Genomic DNA, 15571 nt, shown 5'->3' with positions numbered 1-15571 from the left:
AGAAATTATTTTCTGCGCTTTTTGGCAAGAAAATAATTTCGTTAACTTACTTATCCTGTTTATCAGGGTCAAAACGGGCAGCCTGCATACTGGCTGCCCCAACAGCCAGAAATCAGGACACCTCTGTCAGCTATTCCACTGCATCCGGATCGTTCATTGACGACCAGCCTCCCCCATCGCATGACTCCACAGAACTTCCACCGGATATCTGGTGCAATTTCATCTCAAAGACAAACCATGTACTACATCAAATCATCGAGTGCGTGCGTACTTTTACGGCCAAGAGAGCTGTTAATTCCGGATTCATCGGGGCGGGCTCGTACGAGGCCCCTGGACCCGCCTGCCCCTTGCCTCATCCCCACAGATATCTGCTGAAATTGCGGACAAACCTCAGATAACCACAAGTTTCTGCGGATTTCCACGTTGGATTATTCTGCCCGACAGGCTCCTCTGCCGTCACATCAGCCTGTTATTGCAGGCGTATTTTATTGTTGTTGCCCTGCTGCGGTTATTGGCAGGCTACTTGCCTTTACTAAAACAACAGAATGATGACGACCACAACAATTTCAGATCAGTTTGAGCTAGCGGAATATAGAACCATGAGGAGTGTTGCAGTGATTATGAGGTTAGACGTTTAGCGGATGCGCAGTAGAAGTTCAGTGAAGGATAACCGGTTGCACCAATGTCAAAGGGGATTTTTTTTATGAAACGTTTTATGTCAACAAAAGCAGGTCTTGTGTCCTTGTCGGTTCTGAGTGCCTTTATGTGCAATGTACCGACAGCCGCAGTCGCTGATCCGGGCACTCTTGGATCGGCCGCAAATTTCGGTGTTTTCGGCGGCGGCGCCGGGATGACCAACCAAGGCCTGAATACGGTTGTTAACGGCGATATCGGGACGACTGCCGATTCGACGCTGGTTACCGGCTACCACGACCTGCACGCAGTCTTTACTGAAACAACCATGAACATCGGAACAGTCAACGGGACAGCCCATACCGCTGTTGCTCCGGCCGGTTCCGTTCCCAATGCCATTGCAGCCGCAGCCGCACTCGATATCCAGAGCGCCTATGACAGCCTGTCTCCTGCCGCACTTCCGGGCGGGATCGATGTTTCAACCCTGGGTGGCGGCGCCGGTGAACTGGGCAACCGTACCCTCGCCCCCGGCGTCTACAAATCCGCACCCGGAACCTATGCCATTCAGGGCGGCGACCTCTACCTTGACGGCCAGGGCGATCCCAATGCCATCTTTGTCTTCCAGATGGGAACGTCACTGCTGGTCGGCGGCCCGGGAGTGGCATTCCCCCAGAGCGTCATTCTTGTTAACGGTGCCCAGGCCAAAAACGTATTCTGGCAGGTCGGCAGCGCAGCCACGATCAATGCCGCCGGCGGCGGCACCATGGTAGGAACGATCATCGCCGCTTCCGGCATCTCGACCTCTACTGCCGGCAATGTCGATAGCGTAACACTGAACGGCCGGGCTTTGGCCCTGCATGCTTCCGTGACCCTGGTCAATACCACCATCAATGTTCCCGGTGTGACCGTTGTAGCGGTTGAACCACCCGTTGTTGTAGATCCACCGGTTGTCATTGAACCGCCCGTCGTTGTCGTACCACCAGTCGTTCCTGCTGTACCCGGCGTTACCGTGACCGGTACCCAGGCAGCTGATGTGGTTGCAACCGCAGCTACCGGCGGCAACATCAATGTCCAGAACAATGGCGGCCATGTTGCGGTTACTGAAAACGGAACCGGTACGATCAACATCGTCAACAACGGCCAGCTGCTGACCGTAACCAACACCGGTAATGGCGTCGTAGCGGTCAACAACAGCTGTACTGCCGCTGTAACGATTACCAATACCGGCAACGGGAATATCACCGTGAATGCAAGCGGTTCACTTCCGATCACCCTGACCTACGCCGATGGACTTGACCACGTCTACCCATAAGCTGACAACAGCAAACAGGTAACACGAAAGGCCGTCTCCGGACGGCCTTTTCTTGTGGGGTTAATGAATGGGGGCAGTACATCAGCTTCCCATGAAATTTGTTACCTGACTTCCTGCTCGCATTCGGCCAGCATATTTTGAATCTCATCCTCCGGAATATCCGGCAACACAAAAACGCCCCGGTCATCCTTCTCAACCCGCGAAATTCCGGGATAACGCTTCTCCAGCACCTTGATTTCCAGCGACTGCTGTTTTACCGTGGCCAACAGCCTCCGGTTTTCAGCCTCCAGATCATATTTCTCGACGGCGCCGCGGATAGCAAACTTCAGATCATGGTCGTCCCACGGCTTGGAGAAAAAACGATAGATCTCCCCTTCGTTGACCGCCTTCATGGCCGCCTCCAGGGTGGCATGACCAGTCAGCATCATCCGGATGGTGTCGGGGTAGTTTATGCGAACCTGTGCCAGAAACTCAGAACCCTGCATCCCCAGCATGCGCTCATCAGATATGACGACTTTGAAAGAATGTTCTTTCAAAATCCCGAGTGCTTCTTCTGCACTGGTTACAGAGGTGATATCCAGAGGTTCATCGAACAGGGCGCGCTTCAGAGCGGACAGTACGTTGGACTCATCATCCACCAGCAGGATTCTGTTTTTCATGACATGACTCCTTGAAATCGTTATCGAGTACTTTGCTTACCGCCCCTCACCGCAGAAAGGACAGACCTTCCACCCCTCCTCCAGCGGCATGCGGCAGTTTTTACAGCAATTGTGCCGGAATGACCCGCAGTAGGGGCAGAACAGAAATTTGGAATCGATGTTTTTCCCGCAGGCCTCGCACGACCTCTCCAGACGCACCGTCGGACCGATAACCCGCACGATCTCTTCCAGGGTGGTCCAACCGCGCTGCACCTTTTCCAGACCATCCTCAAGGAGCGTCCGCATGCCATTGGTACGGGCCAGATTGAGCAGGTCCGATTCCTTGTAATCAACCCCGATCAACTGACGGAAATCATCGTTCATCACAAACATCTCATACACGCCCACCCGGCCGCGGTAGCCGGTGTTGTTACACTGCGGACAACCCTTGCCGATTTCAACCGCTGAACCGAAAAAATCCGGCGGCAGGCGCAGCAGGTCCAGCAAGGCAGTATCCGGAGCGACCTTTGTGGCACACCCGCTACAGACCTTGCGCACCAGGCGCTGCGCAATCACCCCTTCCAGGGCAGAGGCCAGAATATAGGGTTTGATGCCCATATCAACCAGGCGCGTGATGGACGCCACCGAGCTGTTGGTATGCAGTGTCGAGAGCACCATATGGCCGGTCAGGGCCGCCTTGAAGGCCACATCGGCGGTTTCAAAATCGCGGATTTCTCCGACCAGGATGACATCCGGGTCCTGGCGCAGGGTGGCCCGCAGCACTTGGGCAAAGGAGAGGCCGATCTTCTCATGGATCGCAACCTGATTGGCCTCTTCCAGAAAATACTCCACCGGCTCCTCGATAGTCTCAAAGTTTTTGCTGGGGTTCATCATGGCCGACAGCAGCGAGTAGAGCATGGTGGTTTTGCCACTGCCGGTCGGGCCGGTGGCGATGATCACCCCCTGGGGCTTGCGGCTGATGATCGTGATGCTGCGGAAGTCTTCTTCCAGCACGCCCAGCTCATCCAGGCGCTTGATGGCAGCGCTCTTGTCCAGGATGCGCATGACGATCTTTTCGCCGTTTATGGTGGGGAGCGATGAAACCCTCATATCCACAATGCGCGTACCAGACTTGACGGTGATGCGTCCGTCCTGGGGACGCCTCCGTTCGGATATGTCCATCTTGGCCAGGATTTTGAGGCGCGAGACCACTGCAGCGTGCAGATCGGCCGGGATGCGGATCTTGGCGTGCAGCATGCCGTCGATGCGGTAGCGGATCACCGTGTACTTGGTCTTGGCCTCGACATGGATATCGCTGGCACCGTAGCGGATCGCCTCGGAGATGACGGCATTGACGATGCGGATCACCGGCGGCACCTTGGATGAGCCGATCAGCTCTTCGACACTGGCTTCCTCCTCTTCTTCGTCCAGGACGATGTCGATCTCGTCCAGCGGTTCCAGATCGTTGAAATCACCCAGATCGCCACCATCCTCGACTACGCTCCAGGCCTGCACGATCTTTTCGACGATCTGGGACGAGGCTGCCAGCAGCGGCACAACCCGCAACCCGGTCACCCGCCCGATATTGTCACAGGTGATGATATCGGAGGGATCGGCCATGGCAACCGTCAAGGCGCTCCCATCGAGCCTGACCGGCACCAGGCGGCTTTTTTCACATAACTCCCGGGGCAGGCAGCGGGCCACATTCTGGGTGATCGTTATCTCCCGCAGGTCGATGTACTCCACCCCCAGATGCTTCTGCAGTGCGGCAATGATCCTGGATTCGGTCAGGACACCCACCCTGACAAAGAAATCACCCAGGTACTCATTGGCATCCTTCTGGCGGCGGGCCAGTTCCAGCTCTTCAGGGCCGATCAATCCGGCCTTGACCAGGATATCCCCCAGCATGCCGCGGTTCTGTTCAAACAGGCCGGCAAAGCTTTTGATCTTGGTCTGCTGCTGCCGGGCCAACTCCTTCAGATGGCGATTTTCGTGCATCAGGACGTACTGCTGCAGCGCCAGCGACACCGTCAACCGCAGATCCTCGTCGTTCCAGGGCTTGGTAATGAACTTGTAGACCGCACCGTCCTTGACGGCACCCATGATCGAGTTGACATCGGCATAGCCGGTCAGCATGATGCGGATGGTGTCATGGTGTTTTTCGCGCACGGTTTTGAGCAGTTCGGCACCGCTCATACCCGGCATGCGATGGTCGCTGATAATCAACTGTACCGGCTGCTGGCCCAGGATTTCAAGTGCCTTCTGTCCCGACGTGGCGGTCAGGATGGTGTAGTTCTCTTCCAGAAAGATGCGCCGCAAGGCATTGAGGACATTCTCTTCATCATCAACAAACAACAGGGTAAAACCCTGCTCCGTTGCCCCGGGAGCATCCAGCGCAGCGATCCCGTCAACAGTTTCAGTCGCAGCTGTCTGGCCACCCATGGATTTGAAGAGTTCGGCATATTTACTCATAATTCACCTTTTCAACCCTCTCAACACTCTGCACTGATCGGCAGCCGAATGGTAGCCGTAGTACCCGTTCCTTCCAGGGAATCGATCTCGATACTTCCTCCGGCGTCCCTGATGATCTCCCGGGCGATCGTCAACCCCATCCCCGTGCCACTCCCCACCTCGCGGGTGGTGAAAAAGGGCTCAAAAACCCGCTTCAGATTGTCTGCCGGAATACCGCAGCCGTTGTCGATGATGCGTATGACAATCTCATTGTCCGCATATCTGCTGAAGAGCTGTAATTCGAGGCCTTCAGCACGGGACTGGACAGCATTCTGGATAATATTGAGGAACGCCTGGGAGAGCAGCCCCGGATGGCAGCCGAAGGGCGGCAATGGCTGAAGTTCCTTCAGAATTTTCGCATCCGGGGGGCACTGAGGCGAACAGACCGCAACGGTCCGCTCCAGCTCGGTGTTCAGATCAACATCCGCCTGGCCGGTTTCATCCACATGGGAGAAACTCTTCAGGTCGGCCACAATGCGGGCGATGCGGTCTGATCCTTCGATTGATTGTGCCAGAAGCTCGGCGGCATCGGCAATGATGTAATCAAGCTTCAGCTCCCGCCGTTTCTGCTCGCTCTGCTGCTGCAGCAGGGGCAATGCCGTATTATTCATTATCAGCAACTGATAACAATTGACCATTTCCTGCATTTTCCGGAAATAGCGGTTGAAGGTCTCCAGATTGCTGCGCACAAAACCGTTGGGATTGTTGATCTCGTGGGCCATGCCGGCCGCCAGTCCCCCGACAGCCGCCAGTTTTTCCTGCTGCAGCATGCGGCTGTAGGCTTTTTGCAGCTCAACGGTACGCTCTTCCACCTTCCGTTCCAGCTGCAGGGCCAATTCCCGATAGCGCTTCTCAGACTCGACCAGTCGTTGATTGGTTGCCAGCAGTTGATCGTAGGACTCCTGTACGATGGTCGTATGCATCTCCGTCGTCAGCATCCGCTTGAGATTATTGGTAACTGTCAGCTGCAGGGCATCACGGGCCAGCAGGGCCAGCGCATCGGCATCGCTGCCGACAGCCGGGTCAACAGCTATCACCAGCATTCCCTGGGGCTCGCCTTCCACCAGCAGGCCGTGGCGAATCTCCCGCAGCGGTTCCAGGGGATTGTCATCCCCCTGACGGCACAACGGCAATCCGTCTTCATCCAATACCGCCGCCCAGAGCGGTCCGGCCTTGACCAGGCTGCGCAGCAGCGGCTCGATTTCGGCCCGGGAAATGATCTCGGCCAGGCGCCGCTCCTCGCCTACGATGAATGTTACCTGCGGTGTAGCGGTACTCATGTCGTCACCTTGAGTATCTGGGACATAAACAGCTCCCGTTCGACCCCGTATCGCGCTGTCAATCCATGGCGGGCATTGGCCGCATCGAAGGTCAGCCCCAACACCTTCCGGAAGGTTTCCTGCACCCCCCACCCCTGGAGAGCCGATGCCATGTACACCGGCAGGCCGGTTGGCCCCCAGGCGCGACGAACCTCATCTTCCGGGACGATCTCCGTCAGATCGCGTTTATTGAACTGCACCACCAGCGGCAAGCGCTCAATGGCAAGTCCCACCATGCTCAGATTTTTCTCCAGGTTATCAAAACTCTCGAAATTGACCGACATCTGATCCACCCGGGAATCTGCAACAAACACCACGCCATCGGCCCGCTGCAGCACCGCCTTGCGGGTGGCGTCGTGGCGCACCTGCCCCGGCACGGTGTAGACCTTGAGCTTGATCTTCATCCCCAGTGGCGACTCATAGAAAAAAGGAAGCAGGTCGAAATAGATCGTGCGGTCCTCGGTGGTGTCCAGCATCATCAGTTCGCCGCGCCCGTCCAGGGAAAGCTGGTCATGCAGTGTCAGAAGATTGGTGGTCTTGCCGGACAGTGCCGGGCCGTAGTAGACCAGTTTGAGCACCATTTTTTTCTGCTGTTCGTCGAATTCGATCATGTCAATGTTTTGTCAAGACGTACACTCCGCGTTTGGGAGGATCAAGTTCATAGTAGCTGCAGATCGCCCTGACCATTGTCTCATCCAGCGCAATTCCCCGGTACAGAAGAAGCATACCCGATCCGCTGACTACGCTGCGGGAAAGAGTCATCCCCGGCTTGACCTCCTCGGGCCGCAACTCTATTTCTATGTCTTTAGGGATATCACCGGATGACATGGCGAAGTAGGCATATTTGGCTATTTTACGAAAAACCCGCATGAGAGCAGGGTCGAACCTGGCACCGAGATCCAGCTCCAGACGCGCTAGAACGGTCTCCGCCACTGCTCCTGTTGCGGTCCGGGCCGCGCGATCAATCTGGTCGGCAAAAGCCAGAATCCGCGAGCCCAGGGGGATTGCTTCACCTGCCAGACCGTCGGGAAATCCTTTGCCGTCATAGCGCTCGTGATGATGCCGGATCAGTGTGCCGGCCTTGCGCAGCCCGGCAATGTTGACGAGAGCCATCTGGCTCCGCACCGGATGCAGGCTGTAAAGGGAAAAATCCTCCGCATCCATGGTTTCCGGCTGCTGCGTAAGGATTCGTTCCGGTATGCCGATTTCACCGATATCATGGAGCAATGCGGCAATGCGGATTGTCTCAAGCTCTTCACCACCGATCCCCATCTCCCGGGCGGCATTGACGGAAAGCTCCGCCACTTTGCGGGCATGGTGACGCACCTCCTCTCCGCGCATCTCCACGAGACTTGACAGTGCCGTGATCATGCCTTGGTAGTCTTCCCGCACATGCTCCAGGGCAGCCTGTACCTCTTCGCTTTTTTTCCGGATGGCCGTTGTCTGCTGCAGCACCCGTTCTTTCAGGTTTGTGTTCCATTCCTGCAGTTCCGCGTTCTGCTGTACGATAATATCGTTCAAGCGCTTGTTTTCTGAGATAAGGGCATACTGACGCACCCCGTCACGAACGGTCTGGACAAGCTCGTCATCGTTCCAGGGCTTGGATAGATAGCGATACGCACCACCTGTGTTGATGGCATCGATGGTTGCATTGATGTCAGAATAACCGGTCAGGAGAATGCGCAGGGCCAACGGGGCATATTCCTGCGAACGTCCCAGGAACTCTGCGCCGTTCATGCCCGGCATGCGCTGGTCGGAAACGATCAGACCGACATTGTCGAGGGTTTGCAGCTTTTCCAGGGCGGCTTCGCCAGAGGTTGCTGTTTCGATGTCGAAATCCTCATCCATCAGCAGGCGCTGCAGGGACTTCAGTATATTTTCCTCGTCATCAACCAGCATGACGGTTATGCGTTGCTGCTCTTCAGACATTGGTGCGCACCTCCTCGGCAATCGGCTGAAACAGTTCCATCAGCATCGGATCAAAGTGATTCTTTGTCATCTCATGCATGATCTCGATCGCCTGGTCAAATGCGTATGCCTTGCGGTAGGGGCGATCGGAATAGAGGGCATCGAACACATCCGCAATAGCGACAATCCGGGCCTCGATAGGGATGTGCCCAGATTCAAGTCCCGATGGATAGCCTTTCCCGTCGAAGCGCTCATGATGGTACAGGATGATATTGATAACCGTGTCCGACATGCGGGCCTGGCGGGCAACTTCCGATCCCCAGCGGGGGTGCTGCATGATTGTCTCCATTTCGACTTCGGACAATTTGCCGGGATAATTGAGCACACCCTCCGGCACCCCGATCTTGCCGCAGTCGTGCAGCCAGCTGCCATGTTTGATATCGTTGATCATGTCAGCGCTCAAACCGGCAGCCCGGGCCAGGGAAACGGCATAGCGGGCCACCCGGTCACAGTGCCCTTTGGTGTACGGATCCTTCAGCTCCACCGTCTGCGCCAGGGAAAGATAGACCGTCTCGTCCGCGTTCCCCAGGGCCTGGATCAGTTGATAGCGCATCAGTGCTTCATCGACGGTATCCATCAGCTCTTTGTTATTCCATGGTTTGGTGACAAAGCGATAGGCCTCGCTCTTGTTGATGGCGTCGATTGCAATGGAAAGGTCGGCATAGGCGGTCATCATGATCCGTACGGTGTCGGGCCGCACCCCCTTGACCTTCGAGAGGAACTCGATCCCCCGCATGCCGGGCATCAGGTAGTCCGAAACCACCACCCAGACCTCTTCCCGAGCCAGGATCTCCAGCCCTTCCTGACCGGAAGCAGCAAACAGGCAGCGCACATCGTCACGCTCCAGGTACATGCGTTCAATGGCGTTGCGGATTGATAGCTCGTCATCAACAAAAAGAACGGTTCGCACAGGCTATACCTCCAAAAATACCAATACAACCGTTTCGCTTTCAAAAAACGCCGTAGTACGCGCCAAAACCCGGCAGGGCTTGCCACCCAGAGTGATCTCGGCAGTCACGCTTTTTTCACGGCGGACCTGCTCAACCAGGGCACCAAATGAGACATCGCAGGAGTGTGCCACATTCGCTCCGAAAATGTCACAGCAAACATGCTTCAACCTCTCCATGGCAATGGCATTGCAATAGGCAATCATGCCATTTTCGTCTATCCCGACGACCCCAACAGGCAGGTTGCCGAGCAGATTCTGGGAAAACTCCAGCGCACGGTTGCGCAATTCCAGCTGTTCGGTGCGATGCTGCACCTTTTCTTCCAGGGCCTGGTTGGCGGCGGCCAGCTCTCCCAGCAGTTCGCGATTGTTTTTCAGCAGAAAAAAACGTTCCAGGCAGTTCTGGATTGTGATCCGCAGTTCGTCGTCATTCCAGGGTTTGGGGATGAATTTATAGATATGCCCCTCGTTGATGGCCGCTACAATTGCACCGGCATCGGCGTAACCTGACAGCACAATCCGGACCGTTTCGGGCCAACGGCCGTAGACCTCCTTGAGGAATTCGACACCATTCATGACCGGCATGCGATAATCGGAAATGACCACCTGGAAAGGGCCGGAATCTTCCATGATCTTCAAGCCTTCATCACCCGAGCCGGCCAGCACGATCTCGTAATCGTCATCCAGAAAAATTCGCTCCAGGGCCCGCAGTACATTGCGCTCGTCATCAACACACAGTATCTTGATCTGTTCAGGATTTTCAGTCATTGTTTGCTCCTTTTGCTTCATCGACATGTATTGCCTGCTGCAGCGGGCTGTTAACCGGCAGCCTCACGGTAAAGATCGTGCCTTCACCGACTTCGCTTTCCACGGAAATTTCGCCGCCATGCTTGCGGATAATATCGGCCGAAATAGACAACCCCAGACCGGTGCCCTTGCCGGCCTCCTTGGTGGTAAAAAACGGCTCGAATACCCGTTTCTGCACATCTTTCGGCATGCCCTTACCGTTGTCTTTCACTGAGACATAGACATTATCACCGTCACACCAGCTGCAAACCGTGATGTTGCCCTGCTTTTCCATGGCCTGGGATGCATTGACCAGCAGGTTGAGAAACACCTGATTGAGCTGTTGGGGATAGCAGAGTATCTCGGGCAGTTCGCCGAAATTCCGGTCCAGCGTTGCGATATACTTGAGCTCATTCCAGGCGATGTTGATGGTTGTTTCCAGCGCCTCGTTCAGGTTGGTCCGGCAACAGTCCACCTGATCCACCCGCGAGAAGCTTTTTAGGTCCTGGACGATGCGGCGGACCCGGTTGGCACCATCCAGGCTCTCGTTGACCAGCTCGCACACGTCGCTGATGATGTAATCCACCTTCAGCTTCTGGCGCAGCTTGTCGATCTCGACCGTGTCAGGGTGCGAGGGACAGGAGCCGAGAGACTGCTGCAGTGCGGCGATATACTCATCCAGCTTGTTTGCATATTTAGCCAGGGAGGTCAGGTTGCTGGTGATAAACCCCATCGGGTTGTTGATTTCATGGGCAACACCGGCTGCCAGCTGGCCAATGGAGGCCATCTTCTCCTGCTGCACGATCTGTCCCTGCATCTGCTGCAACATAATCTCGCTCTGCTTGCGTTCGGTAATGTCGGTAAAGGTGCCGACAACACCGCCTGATTTACCCATGTCTGCCAGGTAAGGGGCCTTGGTGATGATCACATCAATCGCTTCTCCATTGACATTCGCCAGGCGGGCCTCATAGCGGCAGGGCTGGTTGGTCGTCAGGCATTCCCGATCCATCCGTTCATGCAGCTCATGCGGCTTCATGGGGTTTATGCCCCGGATGCTGCGATTGATCAACTCGTGCTGCGGCAGGCCGAAAAACTGTTCAAAGGCCCGGTTGCAGCCGATGTAATGACCGACACGGTCCATGTAGAAGACCGGCGTGGGGATGGCATTGATAATCTCCTGGGTAAAACGCAACTGCTGATTGAGGCGGTCCAGCAGCAGTTTTTCGCCATGTTCAGCCCGGGTATCACTCATTGTTGACCTCCCTCAACCTGCGGCGGCACCAACGGGAGTCGGATGGTAAAGGTCGACCCGACGCCTATTTCGCTCGCCAGCATGATTTCGCCGCCATGCTTTCGTATGATGTTCGCAGAAATCGAGAGGCCCAGCCCGGTCCCCTTGCCGACCTCCTTGGTAGTGAAAAAGGCATCAAAGATCTTTTCACAGTTTTCCGCTGAAATGCCGCAGCCGCTGTCGGATACCGATACAAAGACATTGTCCTGATCACACCAGCTGCGGATGACAATCTCACCGATAGCTTCACCCTTGGCCTGGATGGCATGGGCAGCATTGACCAGCAGATTCATGAAGACCTGGTTGATCTGCTGGGCATTGCAGACCACCTTTGGCAGCTCGCCGTATTCACGCTTGATTTCGGCCGCGTATTTGATCTCGTTGATAACAATATTGATGGTGCTGTCCATGCAGCGGTTCAGGTCGGCCGAACCGGTTGCGGAGGAATCGGCGCGGGAGAAGGTTCTCAGGTCCTGGACGATGCGTTTGACACGCTCGATGCCATCATTGCTCTCATCAACGAGCACCAGGATGTCGCGCATGACATACTCCAGCTTGAGCGACGTGCGCAACTCCAGGATAGCTTCCGGCAGCTCACCGGAAAAACCGGCGCGCAGTTCCTGTTCAATCCGGTCGATATAGCGGTTATATTTCTCGATGTACTTGGTCAGTGTCAGCATATTGCTGCCGACAAACCCCATCGGGTTATTGATTTCATGGGCCACACCGGCAGCCAGCTGTCCGATGGTGGCCAATTTGTCGTTCTGCATCATCTGGGCCTGCATTTCACGCAGTGTTGCTTCGGACAGTTTGGAATCGGTGATATCTGTTGCAACGCCGGTCCAGAGCACGTCGCCGTTATCGAGCTTCCTCGGCAGGGATTCAAAACGGATCCAGCGGATGTGTTGTTCTTTCGTGATGCGACCTTCCCATGTAAAAGGTATCAGATCGGTAATTGCCCGGACATTAGCCACTGCAAAATCAGCCCGGTCATCCGGAATTATCAGGTCAGGCACGATGCCGGGATTGTCTTTAAATTCGGGTGCATCGATCCCCAGGATGGTGCAAAAACGCTCAGAGACCATTTCGACCGAATAATGAGTTGCATACACCTCACGCCATTCCTCAGCAGAACAGGTTGGCAGTGACCTGACCCGCAGGCGGTACATGCCGGCCGGCTGCGTATCGACAAGGTCCTTGTACAGGGCCTTTTCTTCTTGAAGCAACTTGACAAGCTCGACCCGCTCCGTCACATCGCGAACAATATGCACCGCACCTGTCAGAACACCATCCTCTGAAAGCATCGGGTCGACGGTCACTTCCAGCCAGCGCTCGTGGTGCTGAATCGTCGAGGTTTCCGAACTGAGTGAGCGCTTCGCTTTACTCATGGGACAATCAGCTATGGGCGCGTCAGAACCATGAAACAACTTCCAGCAGGGCTGGTTGAGGATCTGGGCAAAGTCGCGATCCAGCACCTGACTTGTGGCACGATTGCAGCGAATGACCCGCTGTTCGGCATCTATCAGCGCGATGCTGTCGCTGATGGAGTCGAAGGTGCTCTGCCATTCATGGGCGGAGTGCACTACCTGCTCTTCCAGCATCAGGCGCGCGGTAATCTTCCAGACCCCTTCCATCATCAAAGTCAGCTGCAGCACGTCAGACTGGTCATAGGCGTCTTCCTTGTTGGCCACACCCACCACCGCCACGATCCTGTCATTATCGAATATGGGTATGCTCAGAAAACGGGCAAGCTGAACATGCCCCTGCGGATACCCTTTTTTAAACTCAGAAGCGGCAGCGTAGTCATTGACCATGATCGACCGCCGTTGCCGGACCACTTCGCCCCAGAGGCCTGTCTTTTCCAAATGGTAGATAGACTGGGGTTCGGCTACATTGCAGGCCTCCATGACCCCCTTCGACCAGGTGTTGAGTTCGAACTCCTGCTTCTCTTCATGGTAATGATAGATGTAGCCGATGCTGCTTTCGGTCAACGCAATAACTCTGCCCAGAGAGAAATCCAGCAGGTCCTGGACCGTGGTGGCATGATACTGGCTGACCTCCTGCATCAATTTCAGACGCTCAAAATTACGCTTCAGTTCATGCTTTGCGGCAGAAGATCTCTGCCAGTTACGCTGCAGTTGCCAGACCAAGACGCAGGCAAGGGCCAGGAAAACTGTGAACGAGCCGGCGAACACGAGCATCTCCTGTCGTGTTTCCTCCAGGACATCGTCCAACGCAAGACCGACGTTGACATATAACGGGTAGCGGGTTACACGGCTGTAGGAATTGATGCGACTGATGCCGTCGGCCTTGCTCGTGGCGGTATAGGAACCGTTTTCGGTTTTCCCCTGGCTGAGAAGTGTCCGCCAGGCCTCCGAAACAAGGTCGGAAGCGGCTGCCGGCTCATTTATTTCATTCTGTGCCGTTGAGTAGCGGGTGACCAGGGAAAGATCGTCCCGGCGGAGAGCGATGGATCCATTGCGGCCTACCGGAACTTTATTGAACAGGTCTCTGAAGCGCTGAAGCGGCAGGGCGCCGTAAACTACGCCGCCGAACGAGCCGTCGGGGAGGGAAATGCGCCTGACGCAGGAAACGACACTGTTGTTGGAGATCCTGCCCAGGTGCGGTTTGGCGATAAACAGCCCGGCTTCCGGGTGTCCCTTCAGGTAGATGAAATAATCGCGGTCAGCCACGCTGATCGGTATGGTGGGCCTTTTGCCGCTGCCGAGGACAATCATGCCGCTGGCATCGGTTACCCTCAACCCTTCAAGCTCGGGGATCAGGTTATACTGGCGATCAATGAATCTCTCCAAGGTTTCAGAGTCTATCCCTCCCGTTGCAGACTGATGAACAATCTCGCCGACAACGTTCTGGACGGCCATGTCGGAATTCCGGATCATCTCGCCGATGGTTTGCTGAAGTGTTCCCGTAAGCATCCTGCCGGTTGTTTCGGCCTGCTCCAGTGCCAGTCTGCGCGTATGAAACAGCAGGAATACCCCCAACACCCCGACGAGAACCGCCAGCAGGGCAAGCCCGCTAACCAGGCGTTTGAGGGGAGAGGCCGGGATCGTAATCTGGTGTTCCTGCTGTGGTGGCAGTATGTCTGAATTCAGCTCACCCATTGTCCCCATCTTCCGTAACCCGGTTGCGTCCCCTGCTCTTGCTGAGGTACATAAGCCTGTCTGCACGGCTCACCACAGTCTCAGCCGTATCGTCAATCCGGGACATGGTCGCCCCGATCGATACCGTGACCTGCAAATTGTTATGTCCAACGGTAAGAAAGCTGTTTTCGATCAACAGACGGATGCGTTCCGATAATGACTTGATGACCACCCCGGTGGCCCCCGGTAGTATGACGATAAACTCCTCGCCACCCCAGCGGGCAACAACGTCCATTTTCCGCAAGGAGAGTGAAATCGATCTGGCCACCATGACCAGCACATCATCCCCGGTTTTATGGCCGTATAAATCGTTAAAACGTTTGAAATGGTCTATGTCCATGAACAGGACGCCAAAGGGAATGTCGTGGGTTTGCAGGTCGTAGATGCGTGTGGAAAGGGTCATTTCTCCGTATCTGCGGTTGCCGACAGCGGTAAGGGTGTCCAGATAGGCGTCCTGTTTCAGTTTTTCATATTCGTGCAGAATCTGCAGCGAGCTTGAATTATCGCTGAAGATCTCGACCGCCCCGACAATTTCGCCGTTATCATCACGAACCGGGGAAGTTCTGACCGAAACAGGGACGCGATGTCCCAAGGCGTGATGCAGGAACATGTTTGATTCGCGTGACGTGCCGTCCTGCATGGTAGCGGCCAGCGGACAACCATACAGGCAGAGTTCGCACCCATTCGCATCAATATGTCGCAGCAGGTTGTCAGAGCAGCGGATGCCGATGGCCTCTGTTTTATCGAATCCGGTAATCCGCTCGGCCGCATTGTTCCAGTAGGTGATCCGCATGTTGCGGTCCACGAAGTAGACGCCGTCAAACAGGCTGTCCAAGAGCTTTTCAGCGGAAATTTGATTCATCGGTGTTGTCCTTAGGAGCCGTTACGATATAAGCAGTTCATTTTTGTTGTTTCGTTACGGATCCTTATGCCGTTCTTGCCATGGAATATCTGAACGGTTATGTAATTCCGACGGCTTTGCCAGAATTCACCACAAAGATATTGG

General features: G+C 55.4%; 11 protein-coding genes. 1 reads left to right on the top strand and 10 read right to left on the bottom strand.

Annotated elements, in window-relative coordinates:
- Window positions 1-703 precede the first annotated feature (703 nt).
- Window positions 704-1945: an ice-binding family protein gene (locus ACOCF6_RS17125; RefSeq protein WP_482461543.1), complete on the top strand. Its 1242-nt coding sequence runs from the start codon at window positions 704-706 to the stop codon at window positions 1943-1945.
- A 101-nt stretch (window positions 1946-2046) separates the two neighbouring features.
- Here ACOCF6_RS17125 and ACOCF6_RS17120 read toward each other — a convergent pair whose 3' ends face one another.
- Genes ACOCF6_RS17120 through ACOCF6_RS17075 form a run of 10 tightly spaced genes read right to left on the bottom strand, consistent with a single transcriptional unit; the run spans window position 2047 to window position 15427 of the window.
- Complete coding sequence (locus tag ACOCF6_RS17120; RefSeq protein WP_482461542.1) at window positions 2047-2604, bottom strand: response regulator; 558 nt, start codon at window positions 2602-2604, stop codon at window positions 2047-2049.
- A 36-nt stretch (window positions 2605-2640) separates the two neighbouring features.
- Window positions 2641-5055, bottom strand: coding sequence for an ATPase, T2SS/T4P/T4SS family (locus tag ACOCF6_RS17115; protein ID WP_482461541.1), 2415 nt, complete (start codon window positions 5053-5055; stop codon window positions 2641-2643).
- Between the two features lie 20 nt (window positions 5056-5075).
- Window positions 5076-6374, bottom strand: a complete 1299-nt coding sequence (locus ACOCF6_RS17110) for a sensor histidine kinase (RefSeq protein WP_482461540.1) — start codon at window positions 6372-6374, stop codon at window positions 5076-5078.
- Window positions 6371-7024 (bottom strand): GTP-binding protein, encoded by a 654-nt coding sequence (locus tag ACOCF6_RS17105; RefSeq protein WP_482461539.1) that lies wholly within the window; start codon window positions 7022-7024, stop codon window positions 6371-6373. Before ACOCF6_RS17105 ends, ACOCF6_RS17110 begins: the two co-directional genes overlap by 4 nt.
- Before the next feature lies 1 nt (window position 7025).
- A complete protein-coding gene (nosR, locus tag ACOCF6_RS17100; protein WP_482461538.1) occupies window positions 7026-8342 on the bottom strand; it encodes a response regulator c-di-GMP phosphodiesterase, NosR family in 1317 nt (438 codons plus the stop codon).
- On the bottom strand, window positions 8335-9291 hold the full coding sequence (locus ACOCF6_RS17095; protein ID WP_482461537.1) for an HD-GYP domain-containing protein: 957 nt from the start codon (window positions 9289-9291) through the stop codon (window positions 8335-8337). Before ACOCF6_RS17095 ends, nosR begins: the two co-directional genes overlap by 8 nt.
- Before the next feature lie 3 nt (window positions 9292-9294).
- Entirely contained in the window at window positions 9295-10095 is an 801-nt protein-coding gene (locus ACOCF6_RS17090) for a response regulator (protein ID WP_482461536.1), read from the bottom strand.
- Window positions 10088-11365 carry a two-component system sensor histidine kinase NtrB gene (locus ACOCF6_RS17085; RefSeq protein ID WP_482461535.1) on the bottom strand — a complete coding sequence of 426 codons (1278 nt, stop codon included), beginning with the start codon at window positions 11363-11365 and terminating at the stop codon, window positions 10088-10090. Before ACOCF6_RS17085 ends, ACOCF6_RS17090 begins: the two co-directional genes overlap by 8 nt.
- The gene (locus tag ACOCF6_RS17080) at window positions 11362-14526 is read right to left on the bottom strand and encodes a GAF domain-containing protein (protein WP_482461534.1); all 3165 of its coding nucleotides are present in this window, start codon (window positions 14524-14526) and stop codon (window positions 11362-11364) included. Before ACOCF6_RS17080 ends, ACOCF6_RS17085 begins: the two co-directional genes overlap by 4 nt.
- Window positions 14519-15427 (bottom strand): GGDEF domain-containing protein, encoded by a 909-nt coding sequence (locus tag ACOCF6_RS17075; RefSeq protein WP_482461533.1) that lies wholly within the window; start codon window positions 15425-15427, stop codon window positions 14519-14521. Before ACOCF6_RS17075 ends, ACOCF6_RS17080 begins: the two co-directional genes overlap by 8 nt.
- Window positions 15428-15571: the final 144 nt, after the last annotated feature.

The organism is Geobacter psychrophilus (assembly GCF_056821595.1).
Note: the sequence above shows the minus strand (reverse complement) of the source record. Positions and strands in the feature narration are given on the sequence as shown.